The organism is Streptomyces sp. Wb2n-11 (genome assembly GCF_001049855.1).
Classification (GTDB): domain Bacteria; phylum Actinomycetota; class Actinomycetes; order Streptomycetales; family Streptomycetaceae; genus Streptomyces; species Streptomyces altiplanensis.
This window is the reverse complement of the sequence record NZ_CVPB01000001.1, coordinates 1378139-1401635: the sequence shown is the minus strand read 5'-3', so window position 1 is coordinate 1401635 and position 23497 is coordinate 1378139. Positions and strand designations below refer to the sequence as shown.

The following is a 23497-nucleotide window of genomic DNA, read 5'->3' as shown; positions in this document are numbered from 1 at the left end:
CATGTACATCCTTCATGGGAGGAACGCCGGGTGAGCCTGCGGCAGATGGAGTACTTCGTGACGGTCGTCGAGGAGAAGTCCTTCACCCGGGCCGCCGAGCTCCTGCACGTCACGCAGCCGGCCCTCTCGCACCAGATCAAGGCCCTGGAGAAGTCCGTCGGCGGCGCGCTGCTGGAACGCATGGCGCGCGGCGTACGGCTGACCGCGATGGGCCGCGCCTTCCTTCCGCACGCCGAACTCGCGGTGCGCAGCGCCGTCCAGGCCCGGCGCGCCGCCAGGGCCGCCGCCGGGGCCGAGGGCGGCGAGCTGCACATCGCCACCCTCCACTCCGTGGCCGTCGGCATCCTGCCCGACGTCTTCGCCCGCTGGCGGCGCGCACACCCGGACGTCGCCCTGGTCCTGCGCGAGTACGCGACGACCGAGGAACTGGAGGAGCAGCTGGAACGGGGCGTCGCCGACCTCGCGGTGGGCCCGGCCCCGCCGCCCCGGTGGCAGGGCCCCGTGGTGCCGGTCGGCGAGGAGGAGATCGTGCTGGTCGTCGCCTTCGACGACCGCCTCGCAGGACGTACGTCGGTACGCCTGGCGGAGCTGGCCGACCGCACCTGGGTGCGGTGCGCGATGGAGGCGGTGGTCGACGGGCAGCGGTTCCTGGACTGGGCCTGCGCGGAAGCGGGCTTCGTGCCGCGCACGGCGGTCCGCACGGAGCACACCTCGACGGCGGTCCGCATGGCCGCGGCCGGTGTCGGCGTCGCCACGGCGCCCTCGCACGTCGTGCGGGGCGCCGTGGGCGAGGACTGCGTCGTGCTTCCGGCCGACCCGCCCTGGCGGCGCGCTCTGACGGTCTTCTCCCGCGTCGAGCTCACGGGAGCGGCAGCGGCGTTCGCCGGTCTGCTCTGCGCATCGTGGCCGTACGGGAAGCCCCTGGCTCCACCGGGGCGGGCGTGCCCCCAGCCGCCGGAGGGTCTCACACCGATTCCCTCCGGCGGCTGAGGAGCGGGGCCGGGGCAGCGCCCCGGGTTCGGGAAGGGGCGGGCCGGGGAGAAGTCCCGCCGGGCACGCCCGTCCCTACGGCTCCTCCCGCCCCGCGCGGGTCAGCAGCGACACCGGACGCGTCGCGAACAGCTCCGCCACCCGCACCGTTCCCGAGAACCCCCGCCCCGTCGGCTCCAGCACATCCGTCCACCGGCCCTCCGGCAGCACCAGCTCCGTGTCCCGCCAGCCGCCCGCCTCCGCGAGCCGCAACGACAGCCGTGTGACGGCCGTGACGGTCTCGCCCGAACGGCAGAACGCCACGCAGTGGCCGGCCGCCGGGCCCGCGGCCGTGAGCGGTGTGTACGTACCCGACTCGCCGAAGACCTCGGGGCGCCCGCTCCGCAGCCCCAGCGCGGCCACCGTGACGGCGTACTTCTCCGCGGACAGGCCGGACAGGCCGTCGCCGTCCGCGGCGAGGGGCGTGAAGTCGACAGGGCGCCGGTTGTCCGGGTCCACCAGGGCGCGGAACTCCCGCTCCGTGCCCTGGTAGAGATCCGGCACCCCCGGCATCGTCAGATGCAGCAGGGCGGACCCGAGCACATTGGCCCGTACGTACGGACCGAGCTCCCGCGCGAACTCCGCCACCGCCTCGAACGGCGGCCCCGCGGGGCCCGCAGCCACGAAGTCGGCCACCGCCTGCTCGTACGCCGCGTCCTGCCCGGTCCAGCTGGTGTGCAGCCCCGCCTCCCGTACGGACTTCAGCAGCGCGGCCGTCAGCCGCTCCCCGTCGGGCTCCCCGAAGCCCAGGGCCGTCTGCCACGCCGTCCACGCCAGGTGCGGGTCGGGGGTGAGGACCCCGGCCCCGGACAGCTGCTCCAGCAGCCGGGACCACCGCTGCGGGCACTCGGAGAGCACCGCGATCCGGGCCCGCACGTCCGCGCTGCGCTTCGTGTCGTGCGTGGACAGCACGGTGCCGGTCGCCGGCCAGTCGCGCGCCAGGCGCGTGCAGAAGGCGTGGAAGTCCTCCGGGCTCACTCCGGGCGCCCCGGGTCGCCGCCCACCTCGTTCGCCGAGATCAGCGGCGTGTACCGGTAGAAGGCCGTGTCCTCCACCGACTTGGCGCGCAGCGCCGAAGCCGTCTGCGCGAACCGCGCGCAGAACGCGGCGCGGTCCGGCCCCCCGCCCAGCTTCCCCAGCGCCAGATCGCGCACCAGGTCGACGGCCGCCGCCTCCTCCTGCACCGCGAACACCGCTTTCGCCTGCCGCACCGCCTCCACCGGAACAGCGGCCTCGGCGCTGTCGGGACAGGGTCCGCCCGCCGTCACGTAGGGGCGGTACACGGGAACGCGCACCAGCAGTTCCCGTACGGCTGTGCGCAGCGCCCAGGGAGCGTAGTCGCGCAGGGCGGGATCGGCGGCGCAGATCCGCTCGGCCGTACGGACGAGGAAACGGGTCTCGGCGGCCAGCTCATGCGTGAGCACCTTGTACGCCGACCGTCGTACGGTCGCTTCCCAGGAGCCGCCGCGGTCTTCGGGGGGGCTCGCGAAATCGCGGTAGTGACCGGCCAGCTCGCCGGCGCCGGCCGGATCGGTGAACAGACCGTCGATCCGGTGCAGCGCGTCGTACCCCGTCGTTCCCGCGACCGGCCATGTGGCGGGCAGCCGCTCGGGGCCGGTCAGGATCTTCTCCACGACCGTCCAGCGGCCCTCGACCGCCTCACCGAGGCGCCGCAGGTACGTCTCGGGATCGGCGAGCCCGTCCGGATGGTCGATCCGCAGCCCCTCCACCACCCCGTCCCGTACCAGCTCCAGGATCTTCGCGTGCGAGGCGGCGAACACCTCGGGGTCCTCCACCCGGACACCGATCAGCTCCGAGATGGTGAAGAAGCGCCGGTAGTTCAGCTCGGTCCGCGCCAGCCGCCACCAGGAGAGCCGGTACCACTGGGCGTCCAGCAGCTCGGGCAGCGGCAGCCCAGCGGTGCCCTCGCGCAGCGGCAACGCGTGCTCGTGGTAGCGCAGGGTCTCCCCGTCGACCGTCAGCCCCTCCAGCTCGTCGCCGATCCGGTGCGCCAGTACGGGCAGGAGGACCTTCCCCCCGCCCGCCTCCCAGTCGATGTCGAACCACCGGGCGTACGGCGAAGCGGGCCCCTCTCTGAGCACCTCCCACAGCGGCCTGTTCAGACTCTCCGGAGCCGGTACGGCCATGTGGTTCGGCACGATGTCCAGGACCAGCCCCAGACCGTGCGCGCGGGCCGTGCGGGACAGCGCGCGCAGGCCCTGTTCGCCGCCGAGCTCGTCCCGCACGCGCGCGTGGTCGACGACGTCGTACCCGTGCCGGGAGCCCGGAACGGCTTCGAGCACGGGGGACAGATGCAGATGTGAGACCCCGAGTGCGGCCAGATGGGGCACCGCCTTCTCGGCGGCCGAGAAGGGGAAGTCGGAATGGAGCTGCAGACGATAGGTGGCGGTGGGCGTCATGCGAACGTACGTACCCGCATTGGGGGCTTCTGTGTCATCGGCCCATGCGTCCGTGTGATGACCCGGTATTACGTTCGTCCGATGCCGGGAACCTTTCACACGTACCGCAAGGTCGTCGCCCTCACCGGACCCGTGCTGCCCGTCGTGTCGTTCCTCGGCAGGCTGCCGACCGCGATGTGCCAGCTCGGCAGCCTGCTGCTGGTCGCCGGGACCAGCGGCAGCCTCGCCACGGCGGGCCTGGTCGGCGGCGCGCTCGCGGCAGGGCAGACGGCCGGCGGGCCACTGCTGGGCCGGGTGGCGGACCGTCACGGACAGCGCACCGTCGTCCTGGCCGCCGCCCTCGTCAACGCGGTCGCCGTCGCCGCTCTCGTGGTCGCCGCCCTCGGGCACGCCGGCACGCTCCCGCTCGCACTCGTCGGCGCGCTCGCCGGAGCGAGCGTTCCCCAGGTCGGCCCGATGGCGCGTACGCGATCGGTCGCGCTCGCCCGCAGGAGCGGTGCCGACGAACGGCTCATCGGCGCCGTCCTGTCGTTCGAGGGAACGCTCGACGAGGTGTCGTTCGTCCTCGGCCCCGCCCTGGTCGGTCTCGCGGCGGCTCTCGCGCACCCCGCCGCCGCGCTGCTCGCGGCCGTGGCACTCCTCGCCGTCTGCGGTACCTGGTTCGCACTGCATCCGACGGCGTCCCGGGTACGTCCCGTGTCCCGTCAGGCATCCACCGTACGTACGAGCCTGCCCGGCGCGGTGTACGCGCTGCGCACCGCGATGGTGCTCCAGGGCGCCATGTTCGGCGCGTCCCGGGCGGGCATCACCGCGCTCACCGAGCGGCTCGGCCGGCCGGAGCAGGCCGGGCTCGTCCACGCGGCCATGGGCGTCATGAGCGCGGCCGCGGGGCTCGCCATGGCGGCGGTACCGGCCAGGATCACCCTGACGGCCCGCTGGCGCGCCGCGACGGCCACCCTGACCGTGCTCTCCGTCCCGCTGCTGTGCGTGGAGTCCCTGTGGGCGCTCTACGCCGTCGTCGTGGTCCTCGGCGTCGCGTACGCCCCGCACCTGATCACGATCTTCGGGCTGACCGAACGGATCGTTCCCGAGAGCAGGCCGGCGGAGGCCGTGGCCTTCCTGACGAGCGGCATAGTCGGCGGCCAGGCCCTGGCCCTGGCGGTCTCGGGGCGCCTCGCGGAGGGCGGCGGGGCGCCCGCCGCCTTCGCCGTCGCGGTGGTGGCGGCCACGCTCTGCGCCGTACTGGCGTGGACCGCCCGCACCACTTCCGCGGCGACCGCGAAGACGGCAGGGGCCGCTAAGCCGGACGCTGCAGCACCACCAGACTGCGCCCGATCAGTGTGACCCGTTCGCCCGCCCCCACCTTGGGACCGCTCCCCGGCGGCACTCCGTCCGGCCGGGCCGTGTCGACCACCACCTGCCACTGCTTTCCGTGGTTCACCGGAACGGCGAACTCCAGCTCCTCGGCGCTCGCGTTGAACATCAGCAGGAAGGAGTCGTCCGAGATCCGCTCACCGCGCGGCCCCGGCTCCGAGATGGCGTGGCCGTTCAGGAAGACCGTCAGCGCCTTGGCGTGCGCCGCCTGCCAGTCCCGCTGGGCCATCTCCTTGCCATCCGGCGTGAACCACGCGATGTCCGACAGGTCGTTGTGCGTGCCCTCCACCGGCCGTCCGTGGAAGAAGCGCCTGCGCCGGAAGACCGGATGGTCCCGGCGCAACCACACCATCGCGCGCGTGAAGGTGTGGAGCGTGCCCTCCTCGTCGCCCTTCTCCGGCCAGTGGACCCACGACAGCTCGTTGTCCTGGCAGTAGGCGTTGTTGTTGCCGCCCTGTGTCCGCGCGAACTCGTCGCCGTGCGACAGCATCGGCACGCCCTGCGACAGCATCAGCGTCGCGATGAAGTTGCGCATCTGGCGGGCGCGCAGTTCGAGGATCTCGGGATCGTCCGTCTCGCCCTCCGCTCCGCAGTTCCAGGACCGGTTGTGGCTCTCGCCGTCCCGGTTGCCCTCGCCGTTGGCCTCGTTGTGCTTGTCGTTGTACGAGACCAGGTCGGCCAGCGTGAAACCGTCGTGGCAGGTGGTGAAGTTGATCGACGCGAGCGGTCGGCGGCCGTCGTCCTGGTACAGGTCCGACGAGCCCGTCAGCCGCCCCGCGAACTCCGCGATCGTCCGTGGCTCACCCCGCCACAGGTCCCGCACGGTGTCCCGGTACTTCCCGTTCCACTCGGTCCACAGCGGCGGGAAGTTCCCCACCTGGTAGCCGCCCTCGCCCACGTCCCACGGTTCGGCGATCAGCTTGACCTGGCTGACCACCGGATCCTGCTGCACCAGGTCGAAGAAGGACGACAGCCGGTCCACCTCGTGGAACTGCCTGGCCAGCGTCGCCGCCAGGTCGAAGCGGAAGCCGTCGACGTGCATCTCCGTCACCCAGTACCGCAGCGAATCCATGATCAGCTGGAGTACGTGCGGCGAGCGCATGAGGAGGGAGTTCCCCGTGCCCGTCGTGTCCATGTAGTACCGGGGATCGTCGGCGAGGCGGTAGTACGAGGCGTTGTCCAGACCGCGGAAGGAGAGCGTGGGGCCCAGGTGGTTGCCCTCCGCCGTGTGGTTGTAGACGACGTCGAGGATGACCTCGATGCCCGCCCGGTGCAGCGCCCGTACGGCGGACTTGAACTCCAGGACCTGCTGGCCCCGGTCGCCCCATGAGGCGTACGCGTTGTGCGGGGCGAAGAAACCGATGGTGTTGTAGCCCCAGTAATTGCTCAGGTTCGCGTCGGCCAACCGGTGGTCGTTGACGAACTGGTGCACCGGCATCAACTCGAGCGCGGTGACGCCGAGTTCCGTCAGGTGCGAGATGATCGACGGATGCGCCAGCGCCGCGTACGTGCCCCGGAGCTCCTCGGGGAGGTCCGGGTGCATCATCGTGAGGCCCTTCACATGGGCCTCGTAGAGGATCGTGCGGTGGTAGTCCGTGCGCGGCGGGCGGTCGTCACCCCAGTCGAAGTACGGGTTGACCACCACCGAGGCCATCGTGTGCGGCGCCGAGTCCAGGTCGTTGCGCGAGTCCGGCTTCCCGAAGTGGTAGCCGTACACCGCCTCGCCCCAGTCGATCTCCCCGCTGATGGCCCGCGCGTACGGGTCCAGCAGCAGCTTGGCGGAGTTGCACCGCTTGCCCTCCTGCGGAGCGTACGGACCGTGGACCCGGTAGCCGTAGCGCTGGCCCGGCATGATGCCGGGCAGGAAGGCATGGCGTACGAACGCGTCGGACTCGCGCAGTTCCACTGCCGTCTCCGAACCGTCGTCGTGCAGCAAGCACAACTCGATCCGGTCGGCGGCCTCCGAATAGACAGCGAAATTGGTCCCGGCGCCGTCGTACGTGGCACCGAGTGGGTAAGCCTCTCCCGGCCAGACCTGCATGCGATCGACTCTTCCACTTCTGATCCGGGTGCTGCGGGGTACTTCGCACAAGATCTTCCCCGAAAGCGGGGCAACCACCTAGGACTTCGGACCGTCCTACCGGGTGACCACGCATACCCGGTATGTCAGTTGCTGTCGCGTGTGACGCGCGGGCGACGGAGGATCGGGGCAGAAGCAGGGGGGCAATGTGAACGGGACAGTGCGCCGTCACCTGGGAAAGGTGCTGGCGGGGACCGCGATCGCGGTGACCGGGACCGCGCTGATGATCGGGGTGACCCTGCCGGATCCGGCGGGCGCCGACGACACGCAGCGCGGACGGGCGGGGACCGCGGCAGCCACGGGGCCGGCCCCGGACGGGCGGAGCGCCCAGGGAGACCGTGGCGCGCAGGACGACGGGAGCGCCCAGGACGACGGGACCGCCGCGGGGCGGGCTCCGGAGCCAGGGGTCGTCGAGGACGCCCCGGCGGAGGACGAGCGGGGCATCGGCAGGGACCCGCTGACGGACGGCGAGCTGGAGCGGGTGGAGAAGCTCGCGCTGTCCCCGGCGCGGTTCGCCGCCGGCCGGGACGTCGAGGGGGACCGGGGGCTCCAGCACCTCACCACCAACCTGAGCGAGATGCAGCCGTCCGAGGTCGACGACGCCGCGCCGCCGCGCCGCGCGGAGGTCTCGTACTACGACTACAGGAGCGACGAACTGGTGACGAGGACCGTCGACCTCGCCACCGGCGAGGTCGAGCGGACCAGTGTCCTCAAGGGCGTGCAGCCGTCGCCCACTCCCCGGGAGAACCGTGAGGCCACGGAGCTGATCCTGGCGAGCCCGCTCGGCGAGGGCCTGAAGAAGGACTATCAGGACGCCATGGGCAAACCGCTCACCTCGGCGGACCAGCTGTGGGTGAACGGCGGGATCTACCGGGCCGACCGCGAGGAGCGGGTGCCCCGGGCGCTCGCGAAGTGCGGAGCGCACCGGTGCGTCCGCGTCACGTCCAAGGTCAAGAACGGACCGTGGATAGACACCCGCGATCTCGTCGTCGACCTGAGCGCGAGGACCGTCGGCCGCATCGGCTGACGTTCTCACCCGTCTCATCCTCTTCAGCCCCTTCCCGCACTTCCGTACGAGGGAGTCCATCCTCATGCACGTCAACAGAACTTCTGGTGCCCGCAAGCGGGCCGCGGCAATCATCGCCGTCACGAGCCTGATGGGCGGCCTCGCGGCCGCGGGCGGATCCGCCGCCACCGCGGCCCCCGCCGCCGCACCCGGGACCGCGCCCCGGGCGCCGGCGCCGGCGCCGGCCGACTGCAGCGCGGCGTACCGCATCGAGCAGAAGCTCGACGGCGGCACCACCTGGCGCATGTGCTGGAACTACGACAGTGACGCCGGCCTGGTCCTGGAGAAGGTCTCGTACCAGCCCAAGGGCGAGCCCAAGCCGATCCGCGTCCTGACGAGCGGCAAGCTCGCACAGGTCCACGTGCCGTACGACAACGGCCGGGAGGAGTACGACGACCTCACCGGCTACGGCTTCGGCTGGGGACTCCAGAACCTGAAGCCGACCGAGTGCCCCGGCGGCACCATCAGGACGGTCCGGGTCCGCGAGGTGGGCAACGTCAAGGGCCTGTGCACGACCACGCGTGCGCGCGGGCACGCGTACCGCCTCGCCAACGACGAGGGCACCAAGGTCTGGCAGGCCCAGGGCAAGGACCTGCTCGTCTACACCGTCAACAAGGTGTCCTGGTACGAGTACATCACCGAGTGGCGCTTCTCCTCCGACGGCACCGTATCCGCCAACGTCGGCGCCACCGGCAGCCTTTCGCCGGGCGACTACGACGCCACCGACGGCCGGGGCTGGCCGATCGGCAAGGGCGCGCGCGACTACGCCACCAGCCACAGCCACAACGTCTTCTGGCGGCTGAACTTCGGTCTCGACGGCAGCTCCAAGAACCGGATCGAGCAGTACGACTCGAAGGTCACCCCGCCGCGGGGCAACGGCAAGCCGACCACCAGGACCACCCGCACCCCCATCACCAAGGAGCTCGCGGGCGACGCCAGGAGCATGCGGTGGTGGCGGGTCGTCAGCGCGACCGGCAAGAACAAGGACGGGCACCCGCGCTCGTACGAGATCGTGCCCGGCGCCTCGAACAAGCATCCGGGGCGCAGCTTCACCAAGCACGACCTGTACTTCACCGATTACCGCAAGTGTGAACAGTTCGCGAGCAACAACATCCGGGACTGCGGCGGCGCGAACGCGCCGGACAGCGTCGACGAGTGGGTGAACGGCGAAACCCTCAAGAACCCGATCACCTGGGTCAACATCGGATTCCACCATGTCGCCCGGGACGAGGACCAGCAGCCCATGCCGGTCCACTGGCAGGGTTTCCAGCTGGCACCCAGGGACGTAACCGCTATGAATCCGCTCACTCCGGCCGATCTTGCCGGACAGAACGGACGGTACGAGCAGGGGAGTTGAGAAAGGAGCCTGTGGATCCGGCTGCACCGCCTTCCGCTCCGGAGTACCCTTCCTTGATCGTTGAAGACGGGGCTTGCAGAAGCTGAAGGCGGTGCGTGGGTGAGCTCGGGAGGGCTGGAACTGCCCCCCGGTGACGCAGGTCACGAAGGGGGTTCCACAGGCGTCCCGCCCGGGGCGGTCTCGCTTGCGCGGCCGATGGAGATCGGAGCGGAGCTGGACTGGGGCGCGGACGCCTGGAGCGAGGTGCGCACGCGTGCCCAGCGGGCGGGGCGGGCCTACATCTGGCTCAACCTGGTGGAGCAGCGACTGCGCGCCGTCGTCGCCGCCGTGCTCCGGCCCATCTACGAGCCGGTGCACGGTGAGGACGAGTGGGTGGTCGCGGCCGCGGGGCCGGCGGGCCAGGAGTGGGTGCAGCGCGCCGTCGCGGTACGGGAGGTGTCCCGCAGGAAGGGCTACCTGCTCGACCCGGCCGACGACAACGTCATCAGTTTCCTCACGCTGCCGCAGCTGCGCGAGCTCATGGTCCAGCACTGGCCGTGCTTCGAGCCGTACTTCGAGGACCGGCGCGACGTCGAGCTGGCCCTGGACGAGCTGGAGGTCACCCGCAACGTCGTCTCACGCAACCGGGCGCTGTCCGAGGCGGTCCTCGCCCAGGCGGAACGGGCGTCCGCGCGGCTCCTGGAGATCCTGGGCAGCGGGGCCGGCGTGCCGTCGTCGGACCGGCTCAGGGTCGACGCGGTCGAGGACCTGGTGGGGGACCGGTACGCCGACGTGGTCAGCGTCCACCCGGACCGGGTGCGCCTCCAGCGCCAGCTGCCCGCCGAGGACCTCTTCGGCGGCGCCCGGCGTCTCGACGCGATCGGCATAGGTCTGAACCTCCTCGTCCAGAACTTCTCCGGCCGGCGGCTGGTGCGGCTGGCCGAATCGGGCTGCCGCATACGGCTGCTCTTCCTCAACCCGGCGAGCAGCGCGGTCAAGCGGCGCGAGCGGGAACTCGGTCTGAAGAAGGGCGAGCTGAGCCGTTCGGTGGAGATGAACATCCTCCACATGCGGCGGGTGCGCTCGAAGCTGCGCGACCCGGGGGCGTTCGAGATCCAGGTCTTCGACGAGACGCCCCGTTTCACGGCGTACCTGGTGGACGGGGACGGTTCGGACGGGCTCGCCGTCGTCCAGACGTATCTGCGCAGGGCGCGCGGCATGGAGGCGCCGGTCCTGGTGCTGCGGGGCGGCGGGCGCGGTGTGGTCAGGCACGGGCAGGACGGCCACGACACCGAGCACGGTCTTTTCGAGACGTACCGGGAAGAATTCGAAGCGGTGTGGGCGGACTCCCGACCGGTCTCCTGAGGGCGTTGTCAGTGGTGCGTGCGAGGGTGGTTTTCACCGGGGGAGCATCCGGGAGCATCACGAAGGAGGTCCCAGGATGGGATGGCACGGGGAACCACTGGTCGGGTTCGACCTGGAGACGACCGGCACGGAACCGCTGGAGTCCCGGATCGTCACGGCTTCGGTCGTCGGTGTGCAGGACGGCGCCGTGGTCCGCCGGCGTGACTGGCTGGCCGACCCGGGCGTCCGCATCCCGGACCAGGCGTCGGCGATCCACGGCATCAGCAGCGAGCGGGCCGGGACGGAGGGCAGGCCGGCCCGTGAGGTGGCCGACGAGATCGCCGGAACGCTCACCGGCTACTGGGCGCAGGGTGTTCCCGTCGTCGCCTACAACGCGGCGTTCGACCTGACGCTGCTCGCGGCGGAGCTGCACCGGTACGGGCTGCCGTCGCTGAGCGAGCGGCTCGGCGGCGCAGGCATCGGCCCCGTCATCGACCCGTACACGATCGACCGCGCCGTCGACCGCTACCGCAGGGGCAAGCGGACGCTGGAAGCGGTCTGCGCCGAGTACGGCGTGGCCCTGGACGGTGCCCACGAAGCCTCGGCGGACGCCCTCGCGGCGGTCGGAGTCGCCCGCGCGATAGCCGAGCGCCACCCCTCGGTCGCGGCGCTCACCCCCGCCGACCTGCACGACAAGCAGATCCAGTGGTACGCCGACTGGGCGGCCTCCTTCCAGGAGTTCCTCCGCAGGAAGGGCACCCCGGACGCGGTCATCGACCCGCGCTGGCCCCTGCGCGAGGTGGTGCCGACAGGGCGCTGAGCCCGGGCAGGCGGGCGAGCGCGGGGCCGGTCAGAAGGGGTACCAGCGGACCTCGGGGTCGCTGTCGCGCAGGGACGCCACCCGTCGGCGGAACTCGGCCAGGGCCGCCGGGCTGGACGGAGCGTGCTGCGCCACCCAGGCGCAGCTGGCCGTCTCGCGGGCCCCGCGCAGCACCGCGCAGCCGGACCATTCGCGTACGTCCCAGCCGTACGCCGCGGTGAAGGCGTCGTACGCCTCGGGCGCCAGGCCGTAGCGGTCGCGCGAGAGGGCCATGACCACCAGGTCGTGCTCGCGGAAGTCGGCGGCGAAGGTCTCCAGGTCGACCAGGACCGGACCGTCGGGGCCGGCGTGGACGTTGCGGGGGAGCGCGTCGCCGTGGATCGGCCCCTGCGGCAGGTGCGGGACGAGCGCGGCCGCCGCCGCCGCGAAACCGTCGCGCCGCTCGCGCAGGTACGTCGCGTCGGCCGGATCGATCGCGTCGCCCGCGAGCCGCAGCCACCGCTCGACCCCGCCGAGCAGTTCCCGCCGGGGAAGCGGGAACGAGGGTGCGGGCAGGGCGTGGACCAGGCGCAGCAGTTCCGCGAGGTCCCGCGGGCCCGCCGGGCGTACGGCCTCGGGCAGCCGGTGCCACACCGTCACCGGGTGGCCGTCCACCACGCGGGGCTTCGGCTCGGCGGCCCGTACGGCGGGGACGCCCGACGAGGCGAGCCAGGCCGCGACGGCCAGTTCGCGCTCGGCCCGCTCCAGCAGTTCCGCGTCGCGGCGGCCGACCTTGACCACGAGAGCTCCGGCCGCGAACACCGCGTTCTCGCCCAGTGCCAGCAGTTCCGCTCCGGCGGGGAGTCCGGCGGTGGCCAGCACTTCGCGTGCCCGTGTCTCGTCCATGGGCCCGATTCTCGCATCCGCGCAGGCCGGGTTGACGAACCAACTGCCCGTCAGCACGATGACGGGGGCCGCCGGGGCGGCCGGTCCCGTACGAGCCGCCCGAAGGAGTCGAATCCGTGACACTGGAGACCGCGAAGGCGCGGTCCGGCAGAGGGACCGGCAGCGGCAGCGGGCCAGGCAGTGGCAAGAGGTCCAGCACCGGGAAGTCGAGCAGTGGCGCCTGGTTCCTGGTGCTGCCCGCGCTCATCCCGATCCTGATCCTCAGCGTCGGCCCGCTGCTCTACGGCATCGCGCTCGCCTTCACCGATTCCCAGTCGGGCCGCACCACGCCCACCCAGTGGGTCGGACTGCTGAACTTCCAGGACCTGCTGCACGACACCCTGTTCTGGGAATCGTTCCGGATCGGCCTGCTCTGGGCGGTCGGGGTGACCGTGCCGCAGTTCCTGCTGGCGCTCGGTCTCGCCCTCCTGCTCAACCAGAACCTCCGCTTCCGCTGGCTGGCCAGGGCGCTCGCGATCATTCCCTGGGCGATGCCCGAAGTGGTCGTCGGCATCATGTGGCGCCTCGTCTACAACCCGGACGCCGGGATCCTGAACGAGACCGTCCGTGATCTGGGCCTGGGCGACGGCCGCGACTGGCTGACGGGCCTCGCCACCGCCCTCCCCGCCGTGATCCTCGTCGGCATCTGGGCGGGCATGCCCCAGACCACGGTCGCCCTCCTCGCTGGCCTCCAGAACACGCCGCACGAGCTGCACGAGGCCGCCGCCCTCGACGGCGCCGGCGCCTGGCGCCGTTTCCGTACCGTCACCTGGCCGGCCGTCAAACCGGTCGCCCTCGCCATCACCGCTCTCAATTTCATCTGGAACTTCAACTCCTTCGCCCTGGTGTACGTCCTGACGAACGGCGGTCCCGGGGGCCGCACCCGCCTTCCCATGCTCTTCGCGTACGAACAGGCCTTCCGCTACGGGCAGTTCGGTTACGCCGCCGCCATGGGCTGCGTCATGGTCGCGGCGATCTCGGTGATGCTCGCCTTCTACCTCGTGGGCCGCCTGAAGGGAGGCGAGGACCAGTGACGCTCCGCACCAGCCGGTCCGCGCGTACCGGCCAGTACCTCGCGCTCCTCGCCTACCTGGTCTTTCTCGCCTTCCCCTTCCTCTGGCTGATCTCGACGGCGTTCAAGCCGCCGCGCGAGCTCGGTTCCCTGCATCCCACCTGGATCCCCGAGAACCCGACCCTCGACAACTTCCGTCAGGCCTTCGACGAGCAGCCCCTGCTGGAGGCCGCGCTCAACAGCCTGACCGCCGCCCTCTCGGCGGCCCTGATCGCGGTCGTCATCGCGACCCCGATGGCCTATGTCATGGCCCGCCACCGCAACAGGTTTTCCGCCGCCGCCACCGGCTGGGTCGTGGTCAGCCAGGCGTTCCCCTTCGTCCTGGTGATCATCCCGCTCTTCCTGATCCTCAAGAACCTCCACCTGATCAACTCCCTGGCGGGTCTGATCATGGTGTACGTCGTGTGGTCGCTGCCCTTCGCGTTGTGGATGCTGGTCGGCTACGTCAGGGCCGTACCGCACGAACTGGAGGAGGCCGCCGCGGTCGACGGAGCGAGCCGGCTCCGCACGCTCGTCTCGGTCACCGCCCCGCTGCTGGCCCCCGGCATCGTCGCCACCGCGCTGTTCGCGTTCATCACCGCATGGAACGAGTTCTTCTTCGCGCTCGTCCTGCTCAAGACTCCGGAGAAGCAGACGTTGCCGGTCGTGCTCACCCACTTCCTCGGCGCCGAGGGCGTGGCCGACCTCGGCCCGCTCGCCGCCGCCGCGTTCCTCGCGACCCTCCCCTCCCTCGTCGTCTTCGCCCTCATCCAGAAGCGGATCACGGGCGGCATGACGGCCGGGGCGGTGAAGGCCTGATGCGCATCGCCCGGCTCACGAAGCTCGCGACCGCCACCGCGCTCGCGTCGCTGCTCCTCACCGGCTGCTCGGACGGCGGCGGCGACCGGGACACCGGCGGGAAGGTCACCCTCCGCTTCCAGTCGCTGGCCTGGCAGAAGGAGTCCGTCGACGCCAACAAGGCACTCGTCGACGAGTGGAACGCCGCGCACCCCGACGTCCGGGTCGAGTACGTCCAGGGCAGCTGGGACAGCGTCCACGACCAGCTGCTGACGTCCTTCGAGGGCGGCGAGGCCCCGGACATCATCCACGACGCCTCCGACGACCTCGCCGACTTCGCGTACGGCGGCTACCTCGCCGACCTGGGCGAGCTGCTGCCCGCCCGGCTCAAGAACGACATCCCGCGGCGCAGTTGGCGGACGACGACCTTCGGCAAGGGCGTCTACGGCGTGCCGTTCCTCCAGGAGCCGAGGGTCCTGATCGCCAACGAGAAGATCCTCAGGGCGTCGGGGGTGCGCATCCCCACCCCCGAGAAGCCGTGGAGCTGGCCGGAGTTCCGGTGGATCACCAAAGAGCTGAGCACCGGCGACGGCAAGAGGTTCGGTGTCGCCTGGCCCCTCAAGGACCCGGTGTCCGCCACCCTCAACCTGGGGCTGTCGGCGGGCGGACAGCTCTTCCACCGCGACACCGAGGGCAAGGTGCGGGTGCGCTTCACCGAGGGCGACGCCGTGGTCCCCCGCACCGTCCACGACCAGGTCAACGCCGACAGGAGCGCATCGGCGGCCACCCTCGGCATGGGCGGCTCGGACACCCTGCCCGGCTTCTTCGGCGGCAAGTACGCCATGGTGCCGCTCGGTTTCTCCTACCGGCAGCAGATCGTCCAGCAGGCCCCCGAGGGCTTCGAGTGGAAGGTTCTCCCGGCCCCGGCGGGAGCCGGGGGCCCGGCCCAGGGGGTGAGCCCCCAGACGCTGTCGGTGGCCGAGGACAGCCCGTACAAGAAGGAGGCGGTGGAGTTCATCGACTTCTTCCTCCAGCCGGACAACATGGCGCGTCTCGCCAAGGGCGACTGGATGCTGCCGACCGGAGCCGCGGCGCTGAAGGACCCGGGCCTGCGGGCCGAGAAGGACGGCTGGGCCACCGGCACCGCACTCGCCGAGCACCTGGTCCCGGACCCGGCGCAGTCCGTGCGCGGCTATCCCGAGTGGAAGGACAAGGTGGCGACACCGGCCTACCAGGAGTTCTACAGCGGGGCGATCGACGCCGAGGAGCTGGAGAAACGCCTGGTCGAGGACGGAAACCTGGTGCTCGCCCGCTACCAGCGCTGAAGCGCGGCGTCACGGTCCGCCTCCGCCTCCGTCTCCCCGTCGCCGCTCCCGAGGCCGTCCCGGGCGCCTCACTCGACCTCGACGTCGAACCACGGCTTGCCGGCCGCCCGGTGCCCGACCCGTCCTGCGAATCCCGGGTCGGCCGTGGTGGATCCGAACGCCGCCCCGAACGGGGCGGCGCCTTCGCCGCTAATCCGGCGGCCCGGAGGAGGGCCCGTCGGTTGTCTCCGCGACGAACGTCCGGTACGGCTCGGGCGGGATGCGGCTCGTGAACAGCACCCGGCTGTGACAGTGGCCGTACGGAGAAGAGGGGCGGGGCGGCGGCGGGACGCAAGTCTCCTCCGCGCAAAGGGTGTTCGGGCGGCCCCTGTCCGACTTGGAGCCCGCTGCCCGTTTTTTTGTTATGAAACGTTGTTGAGTAAGTGACGGGATCATGAAGACCTTGATCTGCGCGCGTCAATCGGTCAGGGTTTCGAGCCAACCCCCGGAGATCTTTCGGTCCGGAGGTGAATCCCCCCACATTTTGACGAGGAGCCCCCTCTTCATGGCACTTCACAAGCGTTCCAGCCGGCTGAAGCTCACCGCGGCGATGACCGCCGTGGCGGCCGCGGCAGGCGTGACCGTACTCAGCTCCCCCTTCGCGGGGCGGCGCCGGCCGCCCAGGGGCATGTGTACGGGGTCGGCGCCGAGGGCGCCGTCGCCGGCAGCTACATCGTGATGCTGGACGAGAAGACCGACAAGCAGGACCTGGCCAAGGAGTACGGCGGCAAGCTCCGGCGCAACTACAGCTCCGCCATCAACGGCTTCTCCGCCAGCGGCCTCTCGGAGACCGAGGCCAAGCGCCTGGCCGCCGACCCGTCCGTCGCCAAGGTCGTCCAGAACAAGAAGTTCACGATCAACGCGACGCAGGACAACCCGCCGTCCTGGGGCATCGACCGCATCGACCAGGCAGGTACCGCCGGTGACGGCAAGTACGCCTACCCGGACAGCGCGGGCGAGGGCGTCACGGCGTACGTCATCGACACCGGTGTCCGGATCACGCACAAGGACTTCGGGGGCCGCGCCGCCCACGGCTTCGACGCCGTGGACAACGACGACTCCGCCGACGACGGCAACGGCCACGGCACGCACGTCGCCGGCACCATCGCCGGCGCCGCGCACGGTGTCGCGAAGAAGGCGAAGATCGTCGCGGTCCGCGTCCTCGACGACCAGGGCTCGGGCACCACCGAGGGCGTCGTCGCCGGCATCGACTGGGTCACCAAGAACCACCAGGGCCCCTCCGTCGCCAACATGAGCCTCGGCGGCGGCGCCGACGAGGCCCTCGACGAGGCGGTGCGCAAGTCCATCGCCTCCGGCGTCACCTACGGTGTCGCGGCGGGCAACGAGTCCAGTGATGCCGGGCAGGGCTCCCCGGCCCGCGTGAAGGAGGCCATCACCGTCGCCTCCAGCACCAAGGACGACGCGCAGTCCGGCTTCTCCAACTTCGGCCAGGTCGTGGACATCTACGCGCCCGGTTCGGACATCACCTCCTCCTGGAACGACAGCGACGAGGGCACGAAGACCATCTCCGGTACGTCCATGGCGACCCCGCACGTCGTGGGCGCCGCCGCGCTCTACCTGGCGGGGCACAAGGACGCCACGCCCGAGGCCGTCGCGACGGCGCTGACCGGGGGCGCCACCCTGGACAAGATCAGCAACCCGAGCACCGGCACGCCGAACAAGCTGCTGAAGGTCGTCGAGTAGGGACGCGCCCGCGGCACCGAACGGGCGGTCGCCGTGCCCTCCCCCACGGGGCGCGGCGGCCGCCTATCGTTTGGCGCATGACCACGACGTACGCCGCCCTGCTGCGCGGAATCAATGTGAGCGGGCACAAGAAGGTGCCCATGGCCCAGCTCCGGGCGCTGCTGACCGAACTGGGCCACCGGGATGTCCGTACGTACCTCCAGAGCGGCAACGCCGTCTTCACCACCGATGCCGACGACGCCGACGATTCGCTCGCCGCGGACCTGGAGAAGGCCATGGGGACGCACTTCGGGTTCACCGTCGACTGCCTGGTCCGCAGCGGCGCCTACCTGAAGGCCGTCGCCGACGCCTGTCCCTTCCCCGCCGCCGAGTTGGAGGGCAGGCAGCTCCACGTCACCTACTTCTCGCACCGGGTCGGCCCCGCGCGGTTCGCGCCCGTCGACCCGGCGGCGTACCTCCCCGAGGAGTTCCGCCTCGGCGACCGCGCCCTCTACCTCTACGCACCGGACGGGCTGGGCCGCTCCAAGCTCGCCGAGACGCTGGCGAGGCCGGCCCTCCTCAAGGGCGTCACCGCGACCACCCGCAACTGGAACACGGTCGCCAAGCTCGTGGAGATGACCCGTGACTGACGACGCGATCGAGGCCGCCATCGAGGGCGAGCTGCGCCTGCTCGACCCGGCCGTCCGCAACACCCCCGAACTCCTCGTCGAGCTGTTCCACCCCGACTTCCACGAGTTCGGGGTGTCGGGCCGCCGCTGGGACCGCGACTCGATCGTCGCGGCCCTCACCGACGAGTCCGCCGCGACGACGGCCCGCCCGATCACCACCACCCGGATGCGGGGCGTGCGGCTCGCCCCCGACGTGGTCCAGCTGACCTTCGACACCGAGAGCAACGGCCGCCGCGCCCACCGGAGTTCACTGTGGCGCCTGACGGACCGCGGCTGGCTCCTCTACTTCCACCAGGGCACGCCCTACGAAGAGGAGGACGACCCCGGCGTCACACCGCAGTCCCCGTGACCCGCTCCGCCCGTGCGGTCCACCGGCCGTCCGTACGGGCGATCCGCACGGGGTGGCCGAAGCACGTGCTGACCTGGTCGGACGTCAGCACGTCGTCGGCGCGCCCCGAGCCGAGACACCGGCCGCCGCGCAGCAGCATCGCGTGCGTCGTACTGGCCGGCAGCTCCTCCAGATGGTGCGTGACCAGGACCGTCGCCAGCTCGGGGTGCTCGCCGCGCAGCGCGTCCAGGCTGGACAGCAACTGCTCGCGGGCCGCCAGGTCGAGCCCAGTGGCCGGCTCGTCCAGCAGCAGGAGCCGGGGCCGGGGCATCAGCGCCCGCGCGATCAGCGTCCGCCCGCGCTCGCCCTGCGACAGGGCCGGCCAGCGCGCCACGCTCCTGCCGCCCATCCCGAGCATCTCCAGCAGCCGGTCGGCCCGTGCCAGGTCCCCGGCGGCCGGCGACCAACGAGGCACCGGTTCCACGGAGTCGGTGAGCCCGGTCAGGACGACGTCCCGCACCCGCAGCGGCGAGCGCAGCGGGTGGCGCGGGTCCACATGGCCGAGGTGCGCCCGGAGCTCCCGCAGGTCCACCCTCCCCAGCGCCCGCCCGAGCACCTCCACCGTGCCGCGCGTCGGATGCGAGACGGCGCCGAGCAGGGCGAGCAGGGTGCTCTTGCCCGCGCCGTTCGCACCGAGCAGCGCCCAGTGCTCGCCGCCGCGTACGGTCAGCGAGACCGAGTCCAGCAGCACATTGCCGTCCCGGACCACATCGACGCGGTCCGCCCTGATCACGACGCTCACAGCTCCGCCATCTCCTCCGCGCTCAGCCGCAGCTCGGCCGCGGCCAGGTTCTCCTCCAGGTGGACGAGCGACCCGGTGCCCGGCGTCGGGCACAGCACCGGCGACCGGTGCAGCAGCCAGGCCAGCGCGAGCTGCCCGCGCCCCTTCAACTCCCCGTTGGCCAGCGGGAACCAGGGCAGGAAGGCGATCCCGCGCGCCTCGCACAGTTCAAGGACGTCCTCGGACGACCGGTCCACCAGGTTGAAGCGGTTCTGCACGGACGCGATGTCCGTAAGCGCCAGCGCCTCCTCCAGCTGCCGGACGGTGACGCAGTCCAGCCCGATGTGCCGGATCTTGCCCGCCGTACGCAGCTCGTCGAGCGCGCCGAGCTGCTCGGCCATCGGTACGTCCGGATCGAGCCGGTGCAGCTGGTACAGGTCGATGGTCCCGGTCCGCAGCCGCCGCAGGCTCGCGTCGCACATGGCACGCAGGTCCTCGGGCCGCCCCGCGATGTGCCAGGCGTCGGCGCTCGTACGGACCACGCCGCCCTTCGTCGCGACGACGAGTCCGTCCGGGTAGGGATGGAGCGCCTCGGCGACGAGCTCCTCCGCGAGCCCGGGGCCGTAGTTGTCCGCCGTGTCGATGAGCGTGACGCCGCGCTCGGCCGCGCGCCGCAGTACCGCGACCGCGTCCGCACGCTCGCCCCGCGGGCCCCAGTAACCCGGTCCGGTGAGCTGGGCCGTGCCGAACCCGAGGCGGCGTACGGGAAGGTCCCCGCCGATGCTGAAGGTGCCGAAGGTGTCCGAGATCATGTACGGACGCTACTCCGTGCCCCCTGCACACACCGCGCGGGGTGTGGCAGGCTCACGCCCATGCGCTACATCATCATCGGGGCAGGGGCGGTCGGCGGCACCATCGGCGGGCGGTTGGCCGAGGGCGGGCACGAAGTGGTACTCGTCGCACGCGGGGCGCACTACGAGGCCCTGCGCGCCGGGGGCCTGCGCCTGACGACGCCCGAGGGCACCCGGGTCCACCGACTGCCCGTGGTCCAAGGGCCGGACGGCCTCGGTCCGCTCCTGCGGACCGACGACGTGCTGATCCTCTCCGTCAAGACCCAGGACAGCACGGACGCCCTCGACGCATGGAGCGCGCGCCCGGTGGCCGGCGGCGGCACGGCGGGTGAGGTGCTGCCGCTCGTCTGCGCGCAGAACGGTGTCGAGAGCGAACGCCTCGCGCTGCGCCGCTTCCGCCACGTCTACGGCATGTGCGTCTGGCTGCCCGCCACCCACACCGAGCCCGGTTCCGTCTCCGCCGCCGGCACGCCGGTCTCCGGCGTGCTGCACCTCGGCCGCTACCCGTCGGGCGCCGACGGCACGGCCCGGGGGATCGCCGCCGACCTGGAGAAGTCACGGTTCCTGGCACCGGTCGCGACGGACGTGATGCGGTGGAAGTACGCCAAACTGCTGAGCAACCTCGCGAACGCGATCGAGGCGGTCTCGGGGGTCATCGCGAGCGACGAGGCGAGGGCGCTCCTCCAGCGCGCCCTCGCGGAGGGGCGGGCGGCGCTGACAGCCGCGGGCATCGAAGCGGCGCCCCCGGCGGAACAGGCGGCGGCCCGCGACGGCCGGATGACCTTCGAGCCCCTCGACGGGGCGGAGCGCGGGGGCGGATCGTCCTGGCAGAGCCTCAGCCGGGGGACGGGCACGATCGAAGCGGACTACCTGAACGGGGAGATCGTGCTGCTGGGCAGGGCACACGGCGTGCCGACTCCGGTGAACGAGGCGTTGCAGCGCATCGCCAACACGTTCGCGCGCGAGCGCAGGCCGGCGGGCTCGCTGGGGGCCGGGGAACTGGCGGCGCTGGTGGACGGGGACTGAGCGGGCGGGTCTCCCGCTCAGCGGACGGACGCAGCCCGCCCGGCGTGGGAGGACACGCCCGCAGGGCGGGCTGCCCCCCTCACGCGCCGACCGCCGCCAGCCGTCGCACCGGCGCCCGCGCCTCGTCGTAGCGGGCCAGCAGCAGCCGGGCCAGCTCCGGGGACGCGCCCAGGACCTCGCCCAGCACGTCCGCGCCCGACTCCCGCGCGCCACGGGCGATCCGGTCCGGCAGGAAGCCGGGGGCGACGACGTACGGGGCGACGGCGACGCGGCGCACCCCGGGCGCGGCCCGCAGCAGCCGGACCGCGTCCGGGGTACGCGGAAGAGATGCGGAGGCGAACGCAGGCCGCACGGCGCACCAACCGGTGTGCCGCAGCTCCCGCGCGATTTCAGCGATCACTGCGATCGCCTCCGGGTCCGTGGAGCCCGCCGAGGCCAGGACGAGCCCGGTCGAGCTTCTGTCGCCGGGGGTGAGCCCGGCTTCGTACAGCCGCCGCTCCAGGGCGGTCAGCAGGAGCGGCGAGGGGCCGAGGACCTCCGCCTGGTGGATCCGCAGCCGCGGCAGCCGCGCCGACGCCTCGTGGAGCACGGCGGGGATGTCGGCCTTCGCGTGGAAGGCGCGGGTCAGGAGGAGGGGCAGGGCCACCACGTCCTGTACGCCCTCGGCCGCGAGACGCTCCAGCGCCTGCGGTACCGCCGGGGCGTTGAAGTCCAGGAACCCGGTCTCCACACGCAGCCCAGGCCGCTGCGCCCGCACGCGTGCCACGAGCGCGTGCACGGTCGCGGCGTGCCGCGGGTCGCGGCTGCCGTGGGCTATGACGAGGAGGACCGGACGACGGGACACGGCGATCAGCCCTTGGTCAGCAGGCCACGGCTGCGCAGCACGCGGCGCTCCAGCGGGGAGAAGAACAGCAGGTCGATGCCGATGCCGACGATCAGGATCAGGATGATGGTCGCCAGCACGCCGGACATGTCGCTGTACGTGCGGAAGTTCTCCATCAGCTGTCCCAGACCCGTGCCCAGGTCCGGCGAGTTGGCGATCAGCTCGGCGGCCATCAGCGAGCGCCACGAGAACGCCCACCCCTGCTTGAGACCGGCCAGGTACCCCGGCAGCGCGGCGGGCAGCAGGACGTGCCGGATGCCGTTGACGCCGGTGGCCCCGATGGTGCGGCCGGCCCGCAGGTACAGCGGCGGGATCTGGTCGACGCCGGCGACCAGGCCGTTGGCGATCGACGGTACGGCGCCCAGCAGCACCACCGCGTAGATGGTCGCGTCGGTCAGCCCGAACCAGATGATCGCGGCGGGCACCCAGGCCACCGAGGGCAGCGACTGGAGGCCGGACAGGATCGGCCCGATCGCCGCCCGCACCACCTTCACCCGCGCCACCAGCAGGCCCAGCGGCGTGCCGATGGCGACGGAGACGGCGAAACCGAGGGCGCCGCGCGAGATGCTGGTCCAGATGTAGCCGAGCAGCGTCCCGTCGAGCCACATCTGCTCGACCGAGTGCCACACGTCCAACGGGCCCGGCAGCACGTAGTCCGGCTTGAGGTCGGAGGCCGCGGTGAGCTGCCACAGGGTGACGACCAGGGTGATGGCCACCAGCGGCGGCACCACCTTGGACAGCAGGATCCGCCCGAGGCCGACGCGCTCGGCGGACTGCTTCGTCTCCAGCGCGTCCAGGCCGGCCTCCAGTCCGGCGAGGTCGTTCTGGGGAGCCGTCTCCCGCGTGCCGGTCGTTTCAGTGCTGGCCATGTCGACGGATCTCCCCCCGCAGCTGTTCGGTGATCTCTACGGACAGGTCGGCGACCGCGGAATCCTCGATCCGGCGCGGTTGCGGGATGCCGACCCGCCACTCGCGCGCGATGCGTCCCGGCCGGGACGACAGCAGCACCACGCGCTCGGCGAGGCGGACGGCCTCGCGGACGTTGTGGGTGACGAAGAGGACCGAGACGCTGGTCTCGGACCAGATGCGGGTGAGCTCTTCGTGCAGGACGTCACGGGTGATGGCGTCCAGTGCCGCGAACGGCTCGTCCATCAGCAGGAGCTTGCTGTCCTGCGCGAGCGCACGGGCCAGCGCGACCCGCTGGCGCATGCCGCCCGACAGCTCGTGCACGCGCTTGCCGTACGCCCCGCCGAGCCGCACCAGCTGGAGCAGCCGCTCGGCCTCGTCGCGGCGTTCGGACTTCACCATGCCCCGCAACTTCAGGGCCAGTTCGATGTTCTTCCCCGCGGTCAGCCACGGGAAGAGCGCGTGCTCCTGGAACATCAGGGCGGGCCGGCCGCCCGGCACGTCGATGGTGCCGGCGGACGGGCGGTCGAGTCCCGCGACCAGGTTGAGCAGGGTCGACTTGCCGCAGCCGGAAGCCCCCAGCAGGGTCACGAACTCGCCCGGCGCGACGTCGATGCTGATGTCGTCCAGTACGAGCTGCTGCGCGCCGGGCCGGCCGAACGACTTCGACACGTGGTCGATCCGTGCGGCGTACTGCGCCGTGTCTACGGGCGCGGCGGCCTGCTTGACGAGTGTGGTGGCCAT

At 71.9% G+C, this 23497-nt stretch carries 19 protein-coding genes and 2 pseudogenes; 13 read left to right on the top strand and 8 right to left on the bottom strand.

The window, feature by feature from the left end:
• The first annotated feature begins 30 nt into the window (after positions 1–30).
• The gene (locus BN1555_RS06200; RefSeq protein ID WP_093798444.1) at positions 31–990 is read left to right on the top strand and encodes a LysR family transcriptional regulator; all 960 of its coding nucleotides are present in this window, start codon (positions 31–33) and stop codon (positions 988–990) included.
• Positions 991–1065: 75 nt separating this feature from the next.
• On the opposite strand, the pseudogene treY reads toward BN1555_RS06200, so the two are convergent.
• Positions 1066–3449 (bottom strand): annotated as a pseudogene (gene treY / locus BN1555_RS06195) (malto-oligosyltrehalose synthase).
• Positions 3450–3530: 81 nt separating this feature from the next.
• Between treY and BN1555_RS06190 the strand changes: the two are divergent.
• Positions 3531–4793: an MFS transporter gene (locus tag BN1555_RS06190; protein ID WP_255305903.1), complete on the top strand. Its 1263-nt coding sequence runs from the start codon at positions 3531–3533 to the stop codon at positions 4791–4793.
• On the opposite strand, the gene glgX is transcribed toward BN1555_RS06190, so the two are convergent.
• Entirely contained in the window at positions 4747–6864 is a 2118-nt protein-coding gene (glgX, locus tag BN1555_RS06185; RefSeq protein ID WP_093798443.1) for a glycogen debranching protein GlgX, read from the bottom strand. The genes BN1555_RS06190 and glgX overlap by 47 nt on opposite strands.
• Positions 6865–7051: 187 nt before the next feature.
• Between glgX and BN1555_RS06180 the strand changes: the two genes are divergently transcribed.
• From BN1555_RS06180 to BN1555_RS06165, 4 genes are all read left to right on the top strand, one after another.
• Entirely contained in the window at positions 7052–7930 is an 879-nt protein-coding gene (locus BN1555_RS06180; RefSeq protein ID WP_093798442.1) for a Tat pathway signal sequence domain protein, read from the top strand.
• A 64-nt stretch (positions 7931–7994) separates the two neighbouring features.
• Positions 7995–9326 (top strand): copper amine oxidase, encoded by a 1332-nt coding sequence (locus BN1555_RS06175; protein WP_093798441.1) that lies wholly within the window; start codon positions 7995–7997, stop codon positions 9324–9326.
• Positions 9327–9425: 99 nt separating this feature from the next.
• Positions 9426–10670, top strand: coding sequence for an SAV2148 family HEPN domain-containing protein (locus tag BN1555_RS06170; protein ID WP_093798440.1), 1245 nt, complete (start codon positions 9426–9428; stop codon positions 10668–10670).
• A 76-nt stretch (positions 10671–10746) separates the two neighbouring features.
• Positions 10747–11469: a 3'-5' exonuclease gene (locus tag BN1555_RS06165; protein WP_093798439.1), complete on the top strand. Its 723-nt coding sequence runs from the start codon at positions 10747–10749 to the stop codon at positions 11467–11469.
• 30 nt (positions 11470–11499) lie between these two features.
• Here BN1555_RS06165 and BN1555_RS06160 read toward each other — a convergent pair whose 3' ends face one another.
• Positions 11500–12354 carry a phosphotransferase enzyme family protein gene (locus BN1555_RS06160; protein WP_093798438.1) on the bottom strand — a complete coding sequence of 285 codons (855 nt, stop codon included), beginning with the start codon at positions 12352–12354 and terminating at the stop codon, positions 11500–11502.
• Between the two features lie 116 nt (positions 12355–12470).
• Here BN1555_RS06160 and BN1555_RS06155 point away from each other — a divergent pair, with 116 nt between their 5' ends.
• The 6 genes and pseudogenes from BN1555_RS06155 to BN1555_RS06125 all read left to right on the top strand — a co-directional run bounded on the left by BN1555_RS06155 (position 12471) and on the right by BN1555_RS06125 (position 18327).
• Complete coding sequence (locus BN1555_RS06155) at positions 12471–13427, top strand: carbohydrate ABC transporter permease (RefSeq protein WP_093798437.1); 957 nt, start codon at positions 12471–12473, stop codon at positions 13425–13427.
• Positions 13424–14263 (top strand): carbohydrate ABC transporter permease, encoded by an 840-nt coding sequence (locus tag BN1555_RS06150; RefSeq protein ID WP_093798436.1) that lies wholly within the window; start codon positions 13424–13426, stop codon positions 14261–14263. Before BN1555_RS06155 ends, BN1555_RS06150 begins: the two co-directional genes overlap by 4 nt.
• A complete protein-coding gene (locus BN1555_RS06145; protein ID WP_093798435.1) occupies positions 14263–15567 on the top strand; it encodes an ABC transporter substrate-binding protein in 1305 nt (434 codons plus the stop codon). The genes BN1555_RS06150 and BN1555_RS06145 overlap by 1 nt, the downstream gene beginning before the upstream one ends.
• Positions 15568–16111: 544 nt before the next feature.
• Positions 16112–17310: pseudogene (locus BN1555_RS06135) on the top strand (S8 family peptidase).
• A gap of 77 nt (positions 17311–17387) precedes the next feature.
• A complete protein-coding gene (locus tag BN1555_RS06130; RefSeq protein ID WP_093798434.1) occupies positions 17388–17939 on the top strand; it encodes a DUF1697 domain-containing protein in 552 nt (183 codons plus the stop codon).
• Complete coding sequence (locus BN1555_RS06125) at positions 17932–18327, top strand: nuclear transport factor 2 family protein (protein ID WP_093798433.1); 396 nt, start codon at positions 17932–17934, stop codon at positions 18325–18327. Before BN1555_RS06130 ends, BN1555_RS06125 begins: the two co-directional genes overlap by 8 nt.
• On the opposite strand, the gene BN1555_RS06120 is transcribed toward BN1555_RS06125, so the two are convergent.
• Together BN1555_RS06120 and BN1555_RS06115 are read right to left on the bottom strand one after the other, a co-directional pair.
• Positions 18308–19108, bottom strand: a complete 801-nt coding sequence (locus BN1555_RS06120; protein WP_093798432.1) for an ABC transporter ATP-binding protein — start codon at positions 19106–19108, stop codon at positions 18308–18310. The genes BN1555_RS06125 and BN1555_RS06120 overlap by 20 nt on opposite strands.
• Positions 19105–19899, bottom strand: coding sequence for an aldo/keto reductase (locus BN1555_RS06115; protein WP_093798431.1), 795 nt, complete (start codon positions 19897–19899; stop codon positions 19105–19107). The genes BN1555_RS06120 and BN1555_RS06115 overlap by 4 nt, the downstream gene beginning before the upstream one ends.
• A 60-nt stretch (positions 19900–19959) precedes the next feature.
• On the opposite strand from BN1555_RS06115, the gene BN1555_RS06110 reads away from it, so the two are divergent.
• Complete coding sequence (locus BN1555_RS06110; protein WP_093798430.1) at positions 19960–20964, top strand: ketopantoate reductase family protein; 1005 nt, start codon at positions 19960–19962, stop codon at positions 20962–20964.
• Positions 20965–21043: 79 nt separating this feature from the next.
• Here BN1555_RS06110 and BN1555_RS06105 read toward each other — a convergent pair whose 3' ends face one another.
• From BN1555_RS06105 to BN1555_RS06095, 3 genes are read right to left on the bottom strand one after another with little or no spacing between them, the layout of a single operon-like run.
• Complete coding sequence (locus BN1555_RS06105; protein WP_093803225.1) at positions 21044–21814, bottom strand: sirohydrochlorin chelatase; 771 nt, start codon at positions 21812–21814, stop codon at positions 21044–21046.
• The gene (locus tag BN1555_RS06100; RefSeq protein WP_093798429.1) at positions 21814–22716 is read right to left on the bottom strand and encodes an ABC transporter permease; all 903 of its coding nucleotides are present in this window, start codon (positions 22714–22716) and stop codon (positions 21814–21816) included. The genes BN1555_RS06105 and BN1555_RS06100 overlap by 1 nt, the downstream gene beginning before the upstream one ends.
• On the bottom strand, positions 22703–23497 hold the full coding sequence (locus BN1555_RS06095) for an ABC transporter ATP-binding protein (protein ID WP_093798428.1): 795 nt from the start codon (positions 23495–23497) through the stop codon (positions 22703–22705). Before BN1555_RS06095 ends, BN1555_RS06100 begins: the two co-directional genes overlap by 14 nt.

Bases quoted from the DNA above. Each gene is read 5' to 3' on its own strand.
- BN1555_RS06190 (WP_255305903.1), top strand. From the start codon at position 3,531: ATGCCGGGAACCTTTCACACGTACCGCAAGGTCGTCGCCCTCACCGGA.
- glgX (WP_093798443.1), bottom strand. From the start codon at position 6,864: ATGCAGGTCTGGCCGGGAGAGGCTTACCCACTCGGTGCCACGTACGAC.
- BN1555_RS06175 (WP_093798441.1), top strand. From the start codon at position 7,995: ATGCACGTCAACAGAACTTCTGGTGCCCGCAAGCGGGCCGCGGCAATC.
- BN1555_RS06165 (WP_093798439.1), top strand. From the start codon at position 10,747: ATGGGATGGCACGGGGAACCACTGGTCGGGTTCGACCTGGAGACGACC.
- BN1555_RS06160 (WP_093798438.1), bottom strand. From the start codon at position 12,354: ATGGACGAGACACGGGCACGCGAAGTGCTGGCCACCGCCGGACTCCCC.
- BN1555_RS06145 (WP_093798435.1), top strand. From the start codon at position 14,263: ATGCGCATCGCCCGGCTCACGAAGCTCGCGACCGCCACCGCGCTCGCG.
- BN1555_RS06130 (WP_093798434.1), top strand. From the start codon at position 17,388: ATGACCACGACGTACGCCGCCCTGCTGCGCGGAATCAATGTGAGCGGG.
- BN1555_RS06115 (WP_093798431.1), bottom strand. From the start codon at position 19,899: ATGATCTCGGACACCTTCGGCACCTTCAGCATCGGCGGGGACCTTCCC.
- BN1555_RS06110 (WP_093798430.1), top strand. From the start codon at position 19,960: ATGCGCTACATCATCATCGGGGCAGGGGCGGTCGGCGGCACCATCGGC.
- BN1555_RS06100 (WP_093798429.1), bottom strand. From the start codon at position 22,716: ATGGCCAGCACTGAAACGACCGGCACGCGGGAGACGGCTCCCCAGAAC.
- BN1555_RS06095 (WP_093798428.1), bottom strand. From the start codon at position 23,497: ATGGCCACCACACTCGTCAAGCAGGCCGCCGCGCCCGTAGACACGGCG.